We start from the raw sequence: 17,876 nt of genomic DNA, 5'->3' as shown, positions 1-17,876 counted from the left end.
GGCTTACCCTGGGTAGAACTCGGCAGCACGCACTGCGGTTGCCGCGACGTCCTTGTTGTTCATCAGATCTTCCATGTCGAGGACCAATACCACCGACCCATCGCCGGACAGGGTGGCGCCGGCGACGCCTTTCGGGCGGATGTTCTGCAGCGGTTTGATCACCACGTCGTCGCGGCCGACAAACGAGTCGATCGCCAGGATGAACGAGTGCGCCGCCGACTGCATCAACACACCGAACGCCGGTTTGTCGGTCGGCTCCCAGCCGAGCAGGTGCGATAGCGACTTCAGCGGCAGGATTTCATCGCGCACGACGATGGTCGGCTTATTGGAGACTTCCTGAATCACGTTCGGGTCGATCGGAATGATCTCGCGCACCATGGCTAGCGGTACGGCAAATGCCTGACTGCAGGCACGCACCACCAGTACTGGCAGGATGGCCAGCGTCAGCGGCAGCGAAATGCTGATCCGGGTGCCTTCGCCCGGCACCGAGTTGATGTCGATGCGGCCGTTCAACTTCTGGATATTGGTGCGGACCACGTCCATGCCGACGCCGCGGCCGGAGACACTGGAAATCTGGTCCTTGGTCGAGAAGCCCGGCAGGAAGATCAGCTGCAGGCACTGTTTCTCGTCCAGCGCATTGGCCGCTTCCGGATCGATCAGCCCCTTGTCGATCGCCTTGCGGCGCAGCGCGTCGGGGTTCATCCCTTTGCCGTCGTCCTGGATCTCGATCAGGATGTGGTCGCCGACCTGTTCGGCGGTGAGGTGTACCTCCGCCTTGGCCGGCTTGCCGGCCGCGAGGCGTTCCTCCGGCAGTTCGATGCCATGGTCGACCGCGTTGCGGACCAGGTGCACCAGCGGGTCATTGAGGTCTTCGATCATCGTCTTGTCGAGCTCGGTTTCCTCGCCGACGATGATCAGTTCCACTTCCTTATTGAGCTGGCGGGCCAGGTCGCGGGCCAGGCGCGGGTACTTCTGGAACAGCCGGCCGATCGGCTGCATGCGGGTCTTCATCACCGCGTTCTGCAGGTCGCTAACCAAGAGGTCGAGCTGGCTGACCGCCTCGTCGAGCGAACGCAGGGTGTTCGGGTCGCTGTGGCCTTGCAGGATTTCGGTACGCAGCGTGGTCAGGCGGTTCTTGGTCAGGCCGATTTCACCCGACAGGTTGAGCACCATGTCGAGACGATTGGTATCGATCCGGATGGTGTTTTCCTGCTGGCCGCTGCTGACCGGCGTGTTGGCCTTGGCCGGAGCCGCTTTGGCCGGCGACTTGGCTTGGGCGGTGACGGCGGGTAGAACCTCACCGCTGATGGCGGTCGGAGCCGGCTGACTGACCGCCGGGGAGCTGGCGCTGCTCGGCGCGGCGGCAGTGGCGGCCGGCACGATGACCTGCATCAGTGTGGCCCAATCCGGTGTGGCGCTGCTGGCCACCTCCGGAGTCGCTGCCGCGACTGTATTGGTGACGGCCGTCATCGGGGCCGCCGGAGCGGCACTCTGCGGCTCGATGGAGCCGGCCAGCGCTTCGTCGAGCGCGGCTAGCAGCGCCGGATCGGCCGACACCGGCTGTTGGCGCTGCGACAAGGGGCCGAACATGTCGCGCACGACGCCGGTCGCGTCCATGATCACGTCCATCACGCGGCTGTTCAGCGTGAGCTCGCCGTTGCGCAGCAGGTCGAACAGGTTTTCCGTGCGGTGGCACAAGGTGACCATCGCCTTGACGTTGAGGAAGCCGGCCCCGCCCTTGATGGTGTGAAAACCACGGAAGATGTCGTTCAACAGGGCAGGGTTGTTCGGCTGCTTCTCGAGTTCGACCAGCTTGTTGTCGACATCGGATAACAGGTCGCAGGACTCCAGAATGAAGTCCTGCAGCAGTTCTTCCATTCCCGCGAATTCACTCATGTTCGGCTCGTTTCACTGTGGGGATCAAGGGCTGTTCGGCGTTCAGAAGCCGAGGCTTCCCAGGAGTTCGTCAACCTGCGCCTGGTCGGTCACGACGTCGTTCTTGCCCTGGGCGTTGACGACCGGGCCGTTGAGCAGGCTCGGGTCGAGCTCGGCCTTCTTGTCCGACGGCAGGTGCTGGATCAGCAGGGCCAGCAATTCGCTTTCCAGCACCTTGGCGACGTCCATGATCTTCTTGATCACCTGGCCGGTCAGATCCTGGAAATCTTGGGCCAGGATGATTTCCATCAGCTGGCTATTGGTGGCCTGGGTGCGCTCCGGCACTTTCTGCAGGTACTGGCGGGTTTCGCCGGCGAGCTGGGCAAACTGCTCGGGGCTGAGCTGATTGGCGTAGAGCTGCTCCCAGCGTGCCGCCAGGCCGGTAGCTTGGTGTTCCAGATCGTTCTGCAGCGGCTTGGCGATATCGGCGGCGTTCAGCACCCGCTCGGCGGCTTTCTCGGTCAGCTCGGCGATGTAGGCGAGACGGTCGCGGGTATTGGGGATCGCTTCGGCCACTTTTTCCAGCGACTTGTCGTAGCCCAGCTCGCTCAGCGTGTCGTGTAACTTGCGCGCCAGCTGGCCGACCTGGCGATAGATATCGCCGCCGGGGGCGAGCGCAGCCGGTTCGGCCGCAACGGGGCCCGCCGCGTTGACCATGGGCTGCTGGGACAAAATGCTGTTGAACAGGGCTTCCAGTTCGGGCGAGTCGCCGCTTTCCAGTAAGTGATCCGGCACAATACGTCTCCTGCAATGCTAAAAACCCGAGGGGGGACTCAGGCGGTAGTCAGGGTAGCGAAGATCTTGTTGAGCTTCTCTTCCAGCGTGGCGGCGGTGAACGGCTTGACGATGTAGCCGCTGGCGCCGGCGGTGGCCGCTTCGATGATGTTCTCGCGTTTGGCTTCCGCGGTGATCATCAGGAAGGGCAGCGTGCGCAGCTGGGCATCGGCACGTACGGCACGCAGCAGTTCGATGCCGGTCATGTTCGGCATGTTCCAGTCGGACACGATGAAGTCGAAGTGCTGCGTCTTCAGCTTGTGCAGCGCTACCTGGCCATCTTCGGCTTCGTCGACGTTGGTGTAGCCGAGCTCTTTCAGCAGGTTTCGCACGATGCGTCGCATTGTGGAAAAGTCGTCGACCACAAGAAAGCGGAGGTTTTTTTCTGCCATGAAACGTGATTCCTAATGTAATCCCTGAGGCTACAGCGCCGGCCGGCGGTTAACGCTGCAGGAATGGGATCAGAGTTTCGGCCAGTACGGCCGGGTCGAATTTGGCGACGTAGGCGTCCACCCCAACGCTGGCGCCCATCGCCCGGTTGGCGTTGGACGACAGCGAAGAATGCATCACTACTGGAATGCCGCGGAAGGCAGGTTCGGCCTTGATCAGTCGGGTGAGCACGTATCCGTCCATCTCCGGCATTTCGGCATCAACCAGGATTAACTTGAGCGTATTGCTGAGCGGGTTGCTGTCTTCGCGGTGACGGGCGGCCAGCATCTGCAAGCGATCCCAGGCCTCGCGACCGTTGTTGGCCTGCTGGTACTTGACGCTCATCTTGTCGAGCACCATGGTGATTTCCTTGCGCGCCACCACCGAGTCGTCGACGAAGTAGACGTACTGGTCGGCTTCGAGCGAGGCGGTCGGGATGTCCGGCACGTGGGGGTCGCCGACCACGCTCGACAGGATCTGCTCGACGTCGAGGATCGACACGAGCTTGCCGTTCGCCAGTTCGGTGATGGCGGTGATCAGCGTCTGATTGGCGCCGCCGGCCATGTTTTCCGGCGCGCGAACCTTGTCCCAGTCGACCCGGATGATGCGGTCGACCGATTCGACCAGGAAGGCCTGCGAGCTCTTGTTGAACTCGGTGACGATCATGGTTTCGTAACGCTGGCCCTGGGTTTCGGCGCCGATGAATTTGGCGAGCGAGATGACCGGGATGATGTTGCCGCGCAGCGACAGAACCCCTTCGACACCAAACGGCATATTGGGCGAACGGGTGATGCTCGGGGTCTGCGAGACTTCCCGTACCTTGAATACGTTGATCCCGAAGGTCTCACGGGTGCCCAGCGAGAACAGCAGGATTTCCATCTTGTTGGAGCCGGCGAGCATAGTGCGGCCGTCCACCGAGGCGAGCAAAGAGGCGTTGGTTGCCGTCATGGTCTGTTTACCTTAGCGACAGGTCGTTCTGCGTTGTTCTGTAGGATTGTTTTTTTATATTTTGAGCAGTTCGCGCACCTTGCTCGAGAGCTTGTGCGGTTCGAACTTCGAGACGTAGGCGTCGACACCGACCGACTCGCCGAGCTTCTGGTTGGACTGGCCGGACAGCGATGAATGCATCAGCACCGGAATGCCCTCGCAGCGCGGGTCGGACTTGATCATCCGGGTGAGCATGTAGCCGTCCATCTCCGGCATTTCCACGTCGGTGAGCACCAGGTGCAGCGAGTCCTTGAGCTTCTTGCCGGCAAGATCGGCCTGGGTGGCGAGGCGCTGGATGTCTTCCCAGGCGCGCAGGCCGTTGGCCGATGACATGTGGCGAATCTGCATCGCGTCAAGGGTGCGCTCGATCTGTTTGCGGGCAACGGCCGAGTCGTCGGCGAAGAACACCATGCGCTCTTCCTTGACCGGCTCGATATTGACGAAGAAGTGCGAGTCGTCGATCGGCGTGGTCGAGGCAAGCACCTTCTCCACGTCCATCATCATCACCAGAGTGTTGTTTTCCAGCTCGGTGACGGCGGTGACCAGGCCGCCCATGCGGTGGTTGATCATGTCGGGCGGGACGCGCATCGCCGACCAGTCAAGACGCAGGATGGTGTCGACCGCTTCGACGAGGAAACCCTGAGTGTGGCCGTTATACTCGGTCACGATCATGATTTCCGGCGTCTTCTCGGTCACAATGCCGGCATACTTGGCCAGGTCGATCACCGGCACCAGCGCACCGCGCAGACTGACCATGCCCTCGACCGTGTCGGGCATTTCCGGCGCGGAGGTGATCGGTGGGGTGCGCATCACCTCACGCACCTTGAACACGTTGATACCGAAGGTTTCCTTGCGTCCAGTGCGCTGGTCGTGCCCCAGGGTAAACAACAGAATCTCGAGATTGTTGGTACCGGCCAGTTTGGTACGGGCGTCAATTTTTTTCAGGAGCTCGGACACGGTTACCTCCAGGAAACCTGTTCATGTATCGAAGTGCGATGGGCTGCCAGTCAAACGTCGCCACTATGCAAGTGTAGTCATGACAATTGCGTGAAGCAAAAGCATCGTCACGAGCCTGTAAGTGGAACATTTTGTATCTATCATACCGTTTAAGAATCTTTTTACAAATCGCTACAGTATGGCAAATCATTCCCTAATTGCATCTGAGCATGATCACCAGCAGCTGACCGCTGCGTTTGCCCAGTTCAATACCGTGTCCGGGCAACTGATCGAAGCCTACCATCTGCTCGAGCAACAGGCGGCGCAACTCAACCAGCAGCTGGAAGAAGCGAATCAGCGCTTGCGGGTGCAGGGGGCGGAAAACGCGGCTTTGGCCGAACGGCTCGGCCAGTTGCTGGCGGCACTACCCGGCGGGGTGGTGGAGCTGGACGCGGACGGGGTGGTGAGGCGTGAGAACCCGGCCGCCAGCGCGTTGTTTGGCCGTCCCTTAGTCGGACAGCGCTGGGCGGAGGTGCTGGCCGATTGCGAGCCGGGCTCGCTGGAGCACAGCTACCGTTTGCTGGTGGACGGCCAGCCGGGGGCACGGGTGGTGCTGCAATACCAGGACTTGCCGGAGCTGGGCGGGCGGATCGTGCTGGTGCACGACGTGACGCGCCAGTACGAATTGACTGCGGAACTCGCCCACCAGCAGAAGCTGGCGGCGATGGGCGGCATGGCGGCGTCGCTGGCGCATCAGCTGCGCACCCCGTTGTCGGCCGCGATGTTGTATGCGGCCAACTTGCGCGAGGGCGGCCTGACGCCGGAGGCGCGGGCGCGCTTTGCCGACAAGTCGCTGGACCGGCTGCGGGCGCTGGAGGGGTTGATCCACAATATGCTCGATTTCGTGCGCGGCCAGGTGACGCGGCGCGAGCAGCTCGACGTCGCGACGCTGACCGAGGAAACGCTGCAGGCGCTGCCGCCGCCTGCGCACGGGGTGCTGCTGCAGGGCGTGTCCGAGCTGGCCGGGGCCGCGCAGATCCACGGTGACCGCAAGGCGGTGAGCGGGGCGCTGTCCAATCTGCTCGACAATGCGTTGCAGCACTCGCCGACCGACGGCGTGGTCGAACTGCGGGTGCGACAGGTGGGGGGCGAGGTGGTCTGGCAGGTGGCGGATCAGGGGCCGGGCCTGCCCGACGATGTGCTGGATCAGGTGTTCGAGCCGTTCTTTACCCGCCGTCCCGGCGGCACCGGGCTGGGGCTGGCGATCGTGAAGAAGGTGGCCGAGGAGCTGGGCGGGCGGGTCGCCTGTGGCAACCGGCCGCAGGGCGGGGCACTGTTCGAGTTGGCGTTGCCGCTGGCCTGCGAACCGATGTGAGCCGGCGGCCTGGCAGCGCCCCGTGCAGACTTAGCGTCGCTGACAAAACCCAGCGAAGCGATCCCGGCTAGGCGCGCTGTCGCAGACAGTACAAGTCGTACGGCAAGGCAGCGAACTACGCCGGGAGGGTTTTGTTAGCGGCTCTTATTCTTCCAGGTACTGCCGCTTGTCGGTGACCTCGGCCCAGTCGGCGTGATCCGGCAGCGGGTCCTTGCGGGCCACGATCACCGGCCAGACCTTGGCGAGTTTGCCGTTGAGCTCAATGTATTCTTGTTGACCGGCCGGCACGTCTTCCTCGGCGTAGATCGCCTCGACCGGGCACTCGGCGACGCACAGCGTGCAGTCGATGCATTCGTCCGGGTCGATCGCCAGGAAATTCGGCCCCTCGTGGAAGCAGTCGACCGGGCAGACGTCGACGCAGTCGGTGTATTTACATTTGATACAGGCTTCGGTTACAACGTAGGCCATGGTTTTCCCTCTGTATGTAATGGTGTCGTGGTCTCGACCCCAATTTTAGCCAAGTTTGCCCCTGCTTTTCATGACCGTCGACGCTGCTGCCGTTTCTGACCCCCTTTTCACGATGCCGTACCGTGGCCGGTTTGCCCCCAGCCCGACCGGTCTGCTGCACGCCGGTTCCTTGGCGACCGCGGTCGGCAGCTACCTCGAGGCGCGCTGCCGCGGCGGCGAGTGGCTGGTGCGCATCGAGGACCTCGACCCGCCGCGCGAGCAGCCCGGCGCGAGCGAGCACATCCTCGCCACGCTGGCGGCGTTCGGTTTCGAATGGGATGGTGAGGTGGTGTACCAGAGCCGGCGCCATCATCGCTACCGCGATGCCTTGCAGGCGTTGGCCGAACGCGGGCTGGCCTATCCCTGCACCTGCACCCGGCGCGAGATCGCGCTGGCGGCGCGTCCGGGTGTCGACGGCCCGGTCTATCCGGGCACTTGCCGGCACGGCCTGCCGCCGGGCCGGGAGGGGCGCGCCTGGCGGCTCAAGGTCGAGTCCGGCGAAACCGGCTTCGTCGACCGCCTGCAAGGGCCTTATGCACAGGACCTGGCGCGCGACATCGGCGACTTCGTGTTGCTGCGCGCCGACGGCTTCTGGGCCTATCAGCTGGCGGTGGTGGTCGACGACGCCGAGCAGGGCATCACCGACATCGTGCGCGGCGCCGACCTGTTGGTGTCGACGCCGAGGCAGATCTGGCTGCAGCGTTGCCTGGGCGTGGCGACGCCGGGCTACTGCCACCTGCCGCTGCTGGTCAACGCCGCCGGCGAGAAGTTGTCGAAACAGACGTTGGCGCCGGCGATCGAGCCGGCCGGCGCCGCTGCCGAATTGCGTCTGGCGCTGAGCCGGCTGGGCCACGAGCCCGACCCGACCTGCCAGAGCGTCGCCGAGTTGTGGCAGTGGGCGAGGGCTCACTGGCAGTTGGCACAGGTGGCGCCGGCGCCGGTGGTGGCGTAAGTCGGCGCCCCCCGACCCGATTGAACGTCGGCGTGACTGGCCGAACACCTGATCGGCGGCTGAACCACTCCGTCGGCGAAACCGTCAAGGCCGCCGCCGAGGAATGTTTCCCGCACTAGCGGGGATTTTAGATGGCTCGACAGGCATGCTTCGGCCAACCTTGCAGGGCGTCGCTGAAAATGGTGTATTGCAATGCAAGGTACCTGTTCATATACTGCTGCTGTCAGTGAACCCGCGTCGTGATTCCGGCCGACTATCGTGTAGTGCAAGGTAGTATGGCAACACGGCAGCGACAGCCAAACCGGGAAAGGCGAGTGAAGACACAATTGAAGAAGGGCACGCTGGAGATGTGCGTGCTGGCCTTGCTGGCCCGCGCCGACAGCTACGCTTACGAGCTGGTCAGCCGGCTGGCCGACTGCATGGAAATCAGCGAGGGCACCATCTACCCGCTGATGCGCCGGCTGCAGGCCGAGGGCTGGGTGACGACCTATCTGGTCGAGTCACCGAGCGGGCCGTCGCGCAAGTACTACGCGCTGACGGCGGCCGGGCGGCAGAGCCTGGTCGAGATGCAGGCCGAGTGGCAGGAGTTCGTCAGCGAAGTCAACAGCGTGCTGGCGCCGCACGCGGCGAACGACGCGCAGCGCGCCAGACAGAACAATCCGCAGGGAGAGGTGTGATGAATCAGCAGACGTTCATGCAGCAACTGGAGGCGGCGCTGGCCGGGCTGCCGACCGCCGAGAGGCAGGAGATCCTCGCCGACTACGCGGAGTATTTCGGCGACGCGCTGGCCGATGGCCGCAGCGAGGAGGAGGTGGCCGCGTCGCTCGGCGACCCGCAGCGCCTGGCCCGCGAGCTGCAGGCGAAGGCGCGGCTGCAGGCGTGGGAGTCGCGCCGCTCGGTCGGCAATCTGTTCGGCGTGGTTGGTGCCATGGCGGGGCTGGGCGTGCTCAACTTCGTGCTGGCGATCCCGTTCATGGTCTATCTGGGTGTGTTGACGCTCGGTTTCGTGGTGTCGGGTTCGCTGCTGTTCGCTGGGGTGCTGTTGACCGGGCTATGGGTCAGCAACAGCCTGTTCGGCTGGCCGACGATCGAGCCTATCCTGTTCAACCAGGGCGCCGGCCCGGCGCTGATCGTCGGTGCACCAAATAGCGGCCGGCCGCTGGTCAACATCCAGGGCGGGCAGGGCGACAAGGTAGTGATCCTCCGCGACCCGAGCACCGGCAAGACGCTGGTCGAGGCGTCCGGCGCCGACGGTTCGGTGCGGCTGGAGCGCAGCGCAGACGGCTCGGTCAGCCGGCTGCAGTTGTCCGGCGAGGACGGCGTGGTCGAGCTGCAGGGGCTGGGCGGGATTTCCGACCGCTCGGCGCTGTTGATGACCGGCCTGGGGCTGCTGCTGGCCGGCGGGGTCGGCCTGCTGATCGTGGTGGTGCTGGCGCGGGCGACCTGGCGGGCGCTGGCGCGCTTCGGTCGTTACCAGCTGGCGCTGCTGTCGGGCGAGCGCGACGGTTTGGCGCGGGCCTGACAGGGCAAGGTTGGCCGAAGCAGGGCGGTTTCGGCCAAGCTTGGCGCCGTGATGGCCGCCGTTCGTCGGCGGCTTGATCGAGGCCGAATGACAAGCCGGCAATCTGCCGGGATGTCGCTTGACACGAAGCTAAAACCGGCTTGCCATTCGGCCGGCCAGCCACGATAATCCGGCCAACATGCAGGAGAGAGCCGCCTTTTCTCGAAGGAATAGGCGGCCGCCGAAGGCGCAAGCGCACCCGCAATCGCTCAGGCAAAAGGACTGTATGGGACCCGGTGGCCATTCGGCCGACCGACCAAACTCTGGAGAGCGGCGCGTGGCAACACGGCGCCCACCGAAGGGGCTAAGGGTGGCGAGCGCCACCTGAAAATCTCAGGTGGCCAAGGACAGAGGGGTGTGTTGAGGGAAACGCACGCACCCATAGGCTGCCCAAGGATCTGCCCCGATGACACAAGCACCCCGCTGTACCCCGTTGTTCCAGTCGCACGTCGATGCCGGCGCCAAGATCGTCGAATTCGCCGGCTGGTCTATGCCTATCCATTACGGCTCCCAACTCAAAGAACATGAAATCGTCCGTAGCGACGCTGGCATGTTCGACGTCTCGCACATGGTGGTGCTCGACATCACTGGCTCCGACGCGCGCGACTGGCTGCGCGGCTTGCTCGCCAACGACGTCGCCAAGCTCGGCTTCGTCGGCAAGGCGCTCTATTCCGGCATGCTCAATGAACAGGGCGGCGTGATCGACGACCTGATCGTCTACCTGGCCGAACACGGCTACCGCATGGTGGTCAACGCCGGCACCCGCGACAAGGACATCGCCTGGCTGAAAGAGACCAGCGAAGGCCGCGACGTGACGCTTACCGTGCGCGACGACCTGGCGATGCTGGCGGTGCAGGGCCCGAACGCGATCGACAAGGTCTGCGCGGTGAACCCCGACTGGGCCGAACAGATCCGTGGCCTGAAGGTATTCCAGGGCCTGCCGTTCGGTGAATGGTTCGTCGCCCGCACTGGTTACACCGGCGAAGACGGCCTGGAAATCATGATCCCGGCCAATGAGGCGCCGGGCTTCTTCACCGCCTTGATCGGTGCCGGTGTCGCCCCGGCCGGCCTAGGCGCCCGCGACACGCTGCGCCTCGAGGCCGGCATGAACCTGTACGGCCACGATATGGACGAAGGCGTCTCGCCGCTCGAAGCCGGCATGGGCTGGACGGTGGCGTGGGAACCTCTTGATCGCGACTTCATCGGCCGCAAGGCGCTGGAAGCGCAGAAGGCCGCCGGCGTGGCGATGAAGCAGGTCGGCCTGGTGATGGAAAGCCGCGGCGTGCTGCGCGAAGGGATGCGCGTAGTGGTGGATGGCGCCGGCGAAGGCGTGATCACCAGCGGCACCTTCTCGCCGACGCTGAAGCTGTCGATCGCGATCGCCCGCGTGCCGAAGGCGACCGGCGATGTCGCCGCGGTCGATCTGCGTGGTACGCTGACGCCGGTGCGTGTCGTCAAGTTGCCGTTCGTGCGCAACGGCAAAAAAGTCTACGAATAATCCCGATCGAACCGAGGTTGGCCGAACACCGCAGGAAACCTTGAAAAACCGCCGTGAGGCAGGCTTTTCAAGGTTGCCGGATTCGGTCGGACCGTTCCGTCATCTTGAGAGAGAGAGAAACTATCCATGAGCCAGATCCCCGCCGAACTGAAATACGTCGAAAGCCACGAGTGGCTGCGTCTCGAAGCTGACGGCACCGTGACCGTCGGCATCACCCACCACGCGCAGGAGCTGCTCGGCGACGTGGTGTTCGTCGAGTTGCCGAAGGTCGGCGCCTCGCTCGCCCGCGACGAGCAGGCCGGCGTGGTCGAGTCGGTGAAGGCCGCCTCGGACGTGTACTGTCCGATCGCCGGTGAAGTCGTGGCCGTCAACGAAGGCCTGGAAGCCGCGCCGGAGCAGGCCAACGAAGCGCCGTACGGCAATGGCTGGTTCTTCCAGATCAAGCCGGCCAACGTCGCCGACCTGGACGGCCTGTGGACCGCCGAACAGTACGCCAAGGAAATCGGCGCCTGAGCCAGATTTAGTCAAACGCCCTGTGTCCGCACGGGGCGTTTTGCCATGTTGTTGGAGTGGCTGAGACACCGGTTTCGTAGACCTGGTTTGCTCGCCCTCTGGAATCACCGGACGCACGCACCATGACGCTCTCTGAACTGTTTAATCACAACGAATTCGTATCGCGCCACATCGGCATCGACGACGCCGACGCGGCCGCGATGTTGGCCGAACTGGGCCTGAAAACCCGCGCCGAACTGGTCGACCAGACCCTGCCGGCCGACATCCGCTTCGGCAAGAAGCTGGCGCTGCCGGACGCGCTGTCCGAGATCGAGTCGCTGGCCAAGCTCAAAGCCATCGCCAGGAAGAACACCGTCAACAAGTCGTACATCGGCCTCGGTTACCACCCGACCCGCCTGCCGACCGTGATCCTGCGCAATGTGCTGGAAAACCCGGGCTGGTACACCGCCTACACCCCGTACCAGGCCGAGATCGCGCAGGGCCGCCTGGAAGCGCTGCTGAACTTCCAGCAGATGGTGATCGACCTGACCGGCCTGGACGTCGCCAACGCCTCCATGCTCGACGAGGCCACCGCCGCCGCCGAGGCGATGGCAATGGCGCGCCGCGTGTCCAAGACGAAGTCCAACCAGTTCTTCGTCGACAGCCGCGTGCTGCCGCAGTCGCTCGACGTGATCAAGACCCGCGCCGCGCACTTCGGCTTCGAGCTGGTGCTGGGCCACCCGGAAGAGGCCGGCAACGGTGACTACTTCGGCGCGATCTTCCAGTACCCGGGCGAAGCGGGCGATCTGGTCGACCTGACCCCGCACATCGCCGCCGCCAAGGCGCGCGGCGCGGTGGCGATCGTCGCCGCCGACATCATGGCGATGGTGCTGCTCAAATCGCCGGCCGAGATGGGCGCCGACGTGGCGGTGGGCCTGACCCAGCGCTTCGGCGTGCCGATGGGCTTCGGCGGCCCGCACGCGGCCTACTTTGCGTTCAAGGACGAGATGAAGCGCTCGGCGCCGGGCCGCATCATCGGCGTGTCGGTCGACGCCAAGGGCCGGCCGGCGCTGCGCATGGCGCTGCAGACCCGCGAACAGCACATCCGCCGCGAGAAGGCCAACTCGAACATCTGCACCTCCCAGGTGCTGCTGGCCAATATCGCCGGCTTCTACGCCGTCTATCACGGCGCCGCCGGCGTGAAGCGCATCGCCGAGCGCATCCACCGCCTGGCCGCGATCTTCGCGCACGCGGTGAAGAATGCCGGCTTCAAGCTGGCGTACCACCGCTTCTTCGACACCGTGCAGGTCGAGCTGGGCGCCAAGGTCGACAAGGTCTACAACGACGCGATCGCCGCCGGCTATAACCTGCGTCGCGTCAACGGCAGCGTGCTCGGCGTCGCGTTCCACGAGCAGGCGACCGAGGCGGACCTGATCAAGCTGATCGAACTCGTCACCGGTGCCCCGGCCAATCTGCCGGCGCTCGAGCAGTCGGTGCGCGATGACGCGTTCCTCGCCGGCCTGCGCCGCGAGAGCGCGATCCTGACGCACCCGGTGTTCAACACGCACCACAGCGAGCACGAGATGCTGCGCTACCTGAAGAAGCTCGAGAACAAGGACCTGGCGCTGAATCACTCGATGATCTCGCTCGGCTCCTGCACAATGAAGCTGAACGCGACCAGCGAGATGCTGCCGATCACCTGGCCGGAATTCTCCGAGATCCACCCGTTCGCGCCGCGCGAGCAGACGGTCGGCTACCTGGAAATGATCGACGGCCTGGCCGAGCAGCTGAAGGCGATCACCGGCTTCGACGCGATCTCGATGCAGCCGAACTCCGGCGCGCAGGGCGAGTACGCCGGCCTGCTGGCGATCCGCCGCTACCACGACAGCCGCGGCGAGAGCCAGCGCGACGTCTGCCTGATCCCGCGCTCGGCGCACGGCACCAACCCGGCCACCGCGCAGATGATGATGATGCGGGTGGTGGTGGTCGACTGCGACGACGCCGGCAACATCGACATCGCCGACCTGAAGGCGAAGACCGAGGAGCACGCCGCGGATCTGGCCGCGCTGATGCTGACCTACCCGTCGACGCACGGCGTGTTCGAGGAGGCGGTGCGCGAGATCTGCGACCTGGTGCACAGCCACGGCGGCCAGGTGTACATGGACGGTGCCAACCTGAACGCGCAGGTCGGCCTGTGCCGTCCGGCCGACATCGGCGCCGACGTGTCGCACATGAACCTGCACAAGACCTTCTGCATCCCGCACGGCGGCGGCGGCCCGGGCATGGGCCCGATCGGCCTGAAGGCGCATCTGGCGCCGTTCATGGCCAACCACGTGGTCGCCGAAGTGCCGGGCGCGCAGCCGGGCGAGGGCGCGGTGTCGGCCGCGCCGTTCGGCTCGGCGTCGATCCTGCCGATCTCGTGGATGTACATCACGATGATGGGCGCCGACGGTATGCGCGAGGCGACCGAGGCGGCGCTTCTCAACGCCAACTACATCGCCACCAAGCTCGCCGGCCATTACTCGGTGCTGTACACCGGCAAGAACGGCCGCGTCGCGCACGAGTGCATCATCGACCTGCGCCCGCTGAAGGCATCGTCGGGCATCACCGAGGTCGACATCGCCAAGCGCCTGATGGACTACGGCTTCCATGCGCCGACGATGAGCTTCCCGGTGCCGGGCACGCTGATGATCGAGCCGACCGAGTCGGAGTCGAAGGTCGAGCTTGACCGCTTCATCGCCGCGATGATTGCGATCCGCGCGGAGGTCGCCAAGGTCGAACAGGGCGTGTGGCCGGCGGACGACAACCCGCTGAAGAACGCGCCGCACATCCAGGCCGACGTGATCCACGGCGAGTGGAACCGCGCGTACAGCCGCGAGGAGGCGGTGTTCCCGCTGCCGTACGTGGCCGAGAACAAGTTCTGGCCGTCGGTGAACCGCATCGACGACGTGTACGGCGACCGCAACCTGGTGTGCAGCTGCCCGAGTACTGACGCGTATCTGTAAGAACCGGCCCTCAAAGTTACTGCGCGGACGTGATCTCGGGTTGGGCGGTGCTCGGAATCCTCATGTACTCCATGTACATTCCGGTTCCTGCGCTCCGTCCGCCCCTCGCTGACGCCCGCTCGCTACACTTTGAGGACAGGTTCTACGCATTCGGCCAACTCGGCACGGCAAAACGGCTCCCTTTGGGGAGCCGTTTTTTTGCGTCGTGGCGGAACGCTCAGTGTTTGATCATCACATGGCGCGCCACGCTGTAGTCCTCCATCGCGTACACCGACATGTCCTTACCGTAGCCCGACTGCTTCAGTCCGCCATGCGGCATTTCCGAGACCAGCATGAAGTGGGTGTTGATCCAGCAGCAGCCGTACTGCAGCTGCGCCGACACCTGCATCGCTTGGCCGAGATGGCTGGTCCAGACGCTGGACGCGAGGCCGTAGTCGCTGTCGTTGGCGAGCCGGATCGCCTCGTCGGCGTCGCGAAATGGCGTGACGCTGACCACCGGGCCGAACACCTCGCGTTGCACGACTTCGTCCTGCTGCCGTGCGCCGGCCAGCAGCGTCGGCGCGAAGAAGAAGCCGGGGCTGGTGAGGCGGCTGCCGCCGCTGACGCACTGGATGTGCGCGAGGGAGCGGGCGCGCTCGACGTAGCCTTCGACCCGCGCCAGATGCTCGGCGCTGATCAGCGGCCCCATCTCCACGCCGTCGTCGCGCTGCGCGCCGACCCTGATCGACGACACCGCGGCGGACAGGTCGGCGACGAAGCACTCGTACACGCCCTGCTGCACGTAGATCCGGCAGGCGGCGGTGCAGTCCTGGCCGGCGTTGTAGAAGCCGAACGCGCGGATCGCGTCGATCGCGGCGGGCAGGTCGGCGTCGTCGAACACGATCACCGGCGCCTTGCCGCCGAGTTCCAGGTGGGTGCGCTTCATCGTCGCGACCGCCGCCTCGATCACCTTGCGGCCGGTGGCTGGGCTGCCGGTGATCGAGATCATCCGTACCCGCGCATCGTTGATCAGCGGGCTGCCGACGCTCTGCCCGCGGCCGTGCACGATGTTGACCACGCCGGGTGGCACGCTTTCGGCCAACCATTCGGCCAGCTGCAGCGTGGTCAGCGGCGTCAGCTCGGACGGCTTCAGCACCACGGTGTTGCCGGCCGCCAGCGCCGGGCCGAGCTTCCACGCCGCCATCATCAGCGGGTAGTTCCATGGCGCGATTGATGCGACCACGCCGATCGGGTCGCGGCGGATCAGGCTGGTGTGGCCGGGCAGGTATTCGCCGGCGGCCGAGCCGGTTGGGCAGCGCGCCGCGCCGGCGAAGAAGCGGAACACGTCGGCGATCGCCGGGATCTCGTCGCCGAGCGCCGCCGCGTACGGCTTGCCGCAGTTGAGCGACTCAAGGCCGGCGAGCAGTTCGGCGTTCGCCTCGATCCGGTCGGCCAGCTGCAACAGCAGCGCGGCGCGATCCTTCGGCGCGCTTAGCCGCCAGGTGGGAAATGCCGCCTCGGCGGCGGCCACTGCGGACGCGACCTGCTGCTCGTCCGCTTCGGCGATGGTGAGGATCTCCTCGCCGCTGGCCGGATTTAGCACCGGCGTCGCTGCGCCGTGGCCCTCGACCAGCTGGCCGTTGATCAGCATTGCATTGGCAAATGGCATGGCAGTTCCTTTCGGTTCGGGGCCGGCTACTTGCCCGCGCCGGCGGTGTCGGTGGTGTCTCGGGTAAGGAAGTACGCGGCGAGGATGGGCAGGCTGGTGAACAGCATCACCATGATCGCGACCACATTGGTGATCGGCACGTCGCGCGGCCGGCCCAACTGGTTGAGCAGCCAGATCGGCAGGGTCTTCTCGTGGCCGGCGGTGAAGGTGGTGACGATGATCTCGTCGAACGATAGCGCAAACGCCAGCATGCCGCCGGCGAGCAGGGCGGTGGCGATATTCGGTAGCACCACGTGGCGGAAGGTCTGCAGGCTGTCGGCACCGAGGTCCATCGACGCCTCGAGCTGCGACGGCGGCATCCGGCGCAGCCGCGCGATCACGTTGTTGTAGACGATCACCACGCAGAAGGTGGCGTGGCCGATCACGATGGTGAATACGCCCGGCGTCAGGTCGGCGCTGCGGAACGCGGCGAGCAGCGAGATGCCGGTGATGATGCCGGGCAGCGCGATCGGCAGGATCAACAGCAGCGTGATGCCCTCCTTGCCGAAGAAGTGGCGCCGGTACAGGGCGCCTGCCGCCATGCTGCCGAGCAGTAGCGCGAGCGCAGTGGCGATCAGCGCGACCTTGGCCGACAGCCAGGCGGCGGCGAAGATGTCGTCGCGCGCCCAGGCGTCGGCGAACCAGTGCAGCGTGAAGCCCTGCAGCGGGAAGGAGAACGCGCTCTCCTCGGTGTTGAATGCGTAGGCGATGATCACCGCGATCGGGAAGTGCAGGAACAGCAGGCCGCCGTAGGCGGCGAGCCGCAGCAGCCAGGGCGCGCGCGGCGCGGCGTCGTCAGAGCGCATCGAAAGCCCCCATCCGTTTCGCCCAGGCCAGATACAGCCCGACCAGCACGATCGGCACCACGGTGAACGCCGCGGCGAGCGGGATGTTGCCGACCGAGCCCTGCATCGTGTAGACCATCGTGCCGATGTAGAGGCCGCTCGGCCCGACCAGCTGCGGGATGATGTAGTCGCCGAGCGTCAGCGAGAAGGTGAAGATTGAGCCTGCGACCACGCCCGGTATCGCCATCGGCAGCACCACGAGCCGGAAGGTCTGCGCCGGCCGGGCACCGAGGTCGGCCGACGCGGCGAGCAGGTTGTCCGGCACCCGCTCCAGCGCCGCCTGGATCGGCAGGATCATGAACGGCAGCCAGATATAGCTGAACACCAGGAAGCGGCCGAAGTGGGAGGTGGCGAGCGTGGTGCCACCGACGCCGGGCAAGGTCAGTAGCGCGTCGTACAGCGGCACGAGGCCGAGCCGCTGGATGAACCACCAGGCGATGCCGCCCTTGGCCAGCACCACCGTCCAGGCGTACACCTTGACGATGTAGCTCGCCCACATCGGCAGCATCACCGCCACGTAGAAGAAGCCCTTCTCCCAGCCGCGCGCGTAGCGCGCCATATAGTAGGCGATCGGAAACGCCGTGATCGCGCAGGCCAGCGTCACCGCGACGGCCATCGAGAGGGTGCGCAGCACGATGTCGAGGTTGGCCGAATCGAACAGCGCGCGGTAGTTGGCCAGCGTCCACTCCGGGGTGACCGCCATCGTGAAGTCGTCGAAGGTGTAGACGCTCTGCAGCAACAGCGCCAGCAGCGCGCCGAGGTAGACGACCAGGAACCACGCCAGCGGCGGGCCGAGCAGCAGCGCCAGCCATAGCGTCGGGCGACGGTAGAGCGCGCCGAGCAGCGTGCGCACCGGCTGGCGGGTGGTGGGCTGCAGCGACGCGGTCATTATG

The 17,876-nt window shown here is 65.3% G+C and carries 16 protein-coding genes, 1 other RNA gene and 2 riboswitches; of the genes, 8 read left to right on the top strand and 9 right to left on the bottom strand.

Annotation, left to right across the window (positions count from 1 at the left end; translation table 11 throughout):
• Positions 1 to 3: 3 nt before the first annotated feature.
• Genes ACZ2IA_RS03805 through ACZ2IA_RS03785 form a run of 5 tightly spaced genes read right to left on the bottom strand, consistent with a single transcriptional unit; the run spans position 4 to position 5,082 of the window.
• On the bottom strand, positions 4 to 1,896 hold the full coding sequence (locus ACZ2IA_RS03805) for a chemotaxis protein CheA (protein ID WP_470291243.1): 1,893 nt from the start codon (positions 1,894 to 1,896) through the stop codon (positions 4 to 6).
• Positions 1,897 to 1,938: 42 nt separating this feature from the next.
• Positions 1,939 to 2,670 carry a protein phosphatase CheZ gene (gene cheZ / locus ACZ2IA_RS03800; protein WP_470291242.1) on the bottom strand — a complete coding sequence of 244 codons (732 nt, stop codon included), beginning with the start codon at positions 2,668 to 2,670 and terminating at the stop codon, positions 1,939 to 1,941.
• Between the two features lie 38 nt (positions 2,671 to 2,708).
• On the bottom strand, positions 2,709 to 3,101 hold the full coding sequence (cheY, locus tag ACZ2IA_RS03795) for a chemotaxis response regulator CheY (protein WP_470291241.1): 393 nt from the start codon (positions 3,099 to 3,101) through the stop codon (positions 2,709 to 2,711).
• A gap of 49 nt (positions 3,102 to 3,150) precedes the next feature.
• Entirely contained in the window at positions 3,151 to 4,086 is a 936-nt protein-coding gene (locus ACZ2IA_RS03790; protein ID WP_470291240.1) for a chemotaxis protein, read from the bottom strand.
• Between the two features lie 54 nt (positions 4,087 to 4,140).
• Positions 4,141 to 5,082: a chemotaxis protein gene (locus tag ACZ2IA_RS03785; RefSeq protein ID WP_470291239.1), complete on the bottom strand. Its 942-nt coding sequence runs from the start codon at positions 5,080 to 5,082 to the stop codon at positions 4,141 to 4,143.
• A 178-nt stretch (positions 5,083 to 5,260) separates the two neighbouring features.
• Here ACZ2IA_RS03785 and ACZ2IA_RS03780 point away from each other — a divergent pair, with 178 nt between their 5' ends.
• Positions 5,261 to 6,436, top strand: coding sequence for a sensor histidine kinase (locus tag ACZ2IA_RS03780; RefSeq protein WP_470291238.1), 1,176 nt, complete (start codon positions 5,261 to 5,263; stop codon positions 6,434 to 6,436).
• A 144-nt stretch (positions 6,437 to 6,580) separates the two neighbouring features.
• On the opposite strand, the gene fdxA is transcribed toward ACZ2IA_RS03780, so the two are convergent.
• Positions 6,581 to 6,904 (bottom strand): ferredoxin FdxA, encoded by a 324-nt coding sequence (fdxA, locus tag ACZ2IA_RS03775; RefSeq protein WP_470291237.1) that lies wholly within the window; start codon positions 6,902 to 6,904, stop codon positions 6,581 to 6,583.
• A gap of 112 nt (positions 6,905 to 7,016) precedes the next feature.
• Between fdxA and gluQRS the strand changes: the two genes are divergently transcribed.
• The 7 genes from gluQRS (at position 7,017) to ACZ2IA_RS03740 (ending at position 14,589) form a co-directional block, all read left to right on the top strand.
• Entirely contained in the window at positions 7,017 to 7,895 is an 879-nt protein-coding gene (gluQRS, locus tag ACZ2IA_RS03770) for a tRNA glutamyl-Q(34) synthetase GluQRS (protein ID WP_470291236.1), read from the top strand.
• Positions 7,896 to 8,209: 314 nt separating this feature from the next.
• Positions 8,210 to 8,572, top strand: coding sequence for a PadR family transcriptional regulator (locus tag ACZ2IA_RS03765; protein ID WP_470291235.1), 363 nt, complete (start codon positions 8,210 to 8,212; stop codon positions 8,570 to 8,572).
• On the top strand, positions 8,572 to 9,417 hold the full coding sequence (locus ACZ2IA_RS03760) for a DUF1700 domain-containing protein (RefSeq protein ID WP_470291234.1): 846 nt from the start codon (positions 8,572 to 8,574) through the stop codon (positions 9,415 to 9,417). The genes ACZ2IA_RS03765 and ACZ2IA_RS03760 overlap by 1 nt, the downstream gene beginning before the upstream one ends.
• 171 nt (positions 9,418 to 9,588) lie before the next feature.
• Positions 9,589 to 9,691, top strand: a riboswitch (glycine riboswitch).
• An 18-nt stretch (positions 9,692 to 9,709) separates the two neighbouring features.
• Positions 9,710 to 9,817: riboswitch (glycine riboswitch) on the top strand.
• Between the two features lie 45 nt (positions 9,818 to 9,862).
• Complete coding sequence (gcvT, locus tag ACZ2IA_RS03755) at positions 9,863 to 10,954, top strand: glycine cleavage system aminomethyltransferase GcvT (RefSeq protein ID WP_470291233.1); 1,092 nt, start codon at positions 9,863 to 9,865, stop codon at positions 10,952 to 10,954.
• Between the two features lie 126 nt (positions 10,955 to 11,080).
• Positions 11,081 to 11,467 carry a glycine cleavage system protein GcvH gene (gene gcvH / locus ACZ2IA_RS03750; protein WP_470291232.1) on the top strand — a complete coding sequence of 129 codons (387 nt, stop codon included), beginning with the start codon at positions 11,081 to 11,083 and terminating at the stop codon, positions 11,465 to 11,467.
• Between the two features lie 122 nt (positions 11,468 to 11,589).
• On the top strand, positions 11,590 to 14,451 hold the full coding sequence (gcvP, locus tag ACZ2IA_RS03745) for an aminomethyl-transferring glycine dehydrogenase (protein WP_470291231.1): 2,862 nt from the start codon (positions 11,590 to 11,592) through the stop codon (positions 14,449 to 14,451).
• A 62-nt stretch (positions 14,452 to 14,513) separates the two neighbouring features.
• A non-coding RNA gene (locus tag ACZ2IA_RS03740) (sX9 sRNA) lies at positions 14,514 to 14,589 on the top strand.
• 79 nt (positions 14,590 to 14,668) lie between these two features.
• Here ACZ2IA_RS03740 and ACZ2IA_RS03735 read toward each other — a convergent pair.
• From ACZ2IA_RS03735 to ACZ2IA_RS03725, 3 genes are read right to left on the bottom strand one after another with little or no spacing between them, the layout of a single operon-like run.
• On the bottom strand, positions 14,669 to 16,099 hold the full coding sequence (locus ACZ2IA_RS03735; RefSeq protein ID WP_470291230.1) for a gamma-aminobutyraldehyde dehydrogenase: 1,431 nt from the start codon (positions 16,097 to 16,099) through the stop codon (positions 14,669 to 14,671).
• A gap of 26 nt (positions 16,100 to 16,125) precedes the next feature.
• Positions 16,126 to 16,944 (bottom strand): ABC transporter permease, encoded by an 819-nt coding sequence (locus ACZ2IA_RS03730; protein ID WP_470291229.1) that lies wholly within the window; start codon positions 16,942 to 16,944, stop codon positions 16,126 to 16,128.
• Positions 16,934 to 17,872, bottom strand: a complete 939-nt coding sequence (locus ACZ2IA_RS03725) for an ABC transporter permease (protein WP_470291228.1) — start codon at positions 17,870 to 17,872, stop codon at positions 16,934 to 16,936. The genes ACZ2IA_RS03730 and ACZ2IA_RS03725 overlap by 11 nt, the downstream gene beginning before the upstream one ends.
• Positions 17,873 to 17,876 lie beyond the last annotated feature (4 nt).

Source organism: Crenobacter sp. CS_VA4 (genome assembly GCF_055597485.1).
The sequence above is the reverse complement of the archived record's forward strand: the minus strand, read 5'-3'. Positions and strand labels throughout refer to the sequence as shown.

Coding starts and splice junctions, on each gene's coding strand:
- gcvP (WP_470291231.1), top strand. CDS start 11,590: ATGACGCTCTCTGAACTGTTTAATCACAACGAATTCGTATCGCGCCAC.
- gcvH (WP_470291232.1), top strand. CDS start 11,081: ATGAGCCAGATCCCCGCCGAACTGAAATACGTCGAAAGCCACGAGTGG.
- ACZ2IA_RS03735 (WP_470291230.1), bottom strand. CDS start 16,099: ATGCCATTTGCCAATGCAATGCTGATCAACGGCCAGCTGGTCGAGGGC.
- ACZ2IA_RS03725 (WP_470291228.1), bottom strand. CDS start 17,872: ATGACCGCGTCGCTGCAGCCCACCACCCGCCAGCCGGTGCGCACGCTG.
- ACZ2IA_RS03805 (WP_470291243.1), bottom strand. CDS start 1,896: ATGAGTGAATTCGCGGGAATGGAAGAACTGCTGCAGGACTTCATTCTG.
- gluQRS (WP_470291236.1), top strand. CDS start 7,017: ATGCCGTACCGTGGCCGGTTTGCCCCCAGCCCGACCGGTCTGCTGCAC.
- gcvT (WP_470291233.1), top strand. CDS start 9,863: ATGACACAAGCACCCCGCTGTACCCCGTTGTTCCAGTCGCACGTCGAT.
- ACZ2IA_RS03790 (WP_470291240.1), bottom strand. CDS start 4,086: ATGACGGCAACCAACGCCTCTTTGCTCGCCTCGGTGGACGGCCGCACT.
- ACZ2IA_RS03760 (WP_470291234.1), top strand. CDS start 8,572: ATGAATCAGCAGACGTTCATGCAGCAACTGGAGGCGGCGCTGGCCGGG.
- ACZ2IA_RS03730 (WP_470291229.1), bottom strand. CDS start 16,944: ATGCGCTCTGACGACGCCGCGCCGCGCGCGCCCTGGCTGCTGCGGCTC.
- cheY (WP_470291241.1), bottom strand. CDS start 3,101: ATGGCAGAAAAAAACCTCCGCTTTCTTGTGGTCGACGACTTTTCCACA.
- fdxA (WP_470291237.1), bottom strand. CDS start 6,904: ATGGCCTACGTTGTAACCGAAGCCTGTATCAAATGTAAATACACCGAC.
- ACZ2IA_RS03780 (WP_470291238.1), top strand. CDS start 5,261: ATGGCAAATCATTCCCTAATTGCATCTGAGCATGATCACCAGCAGCTG.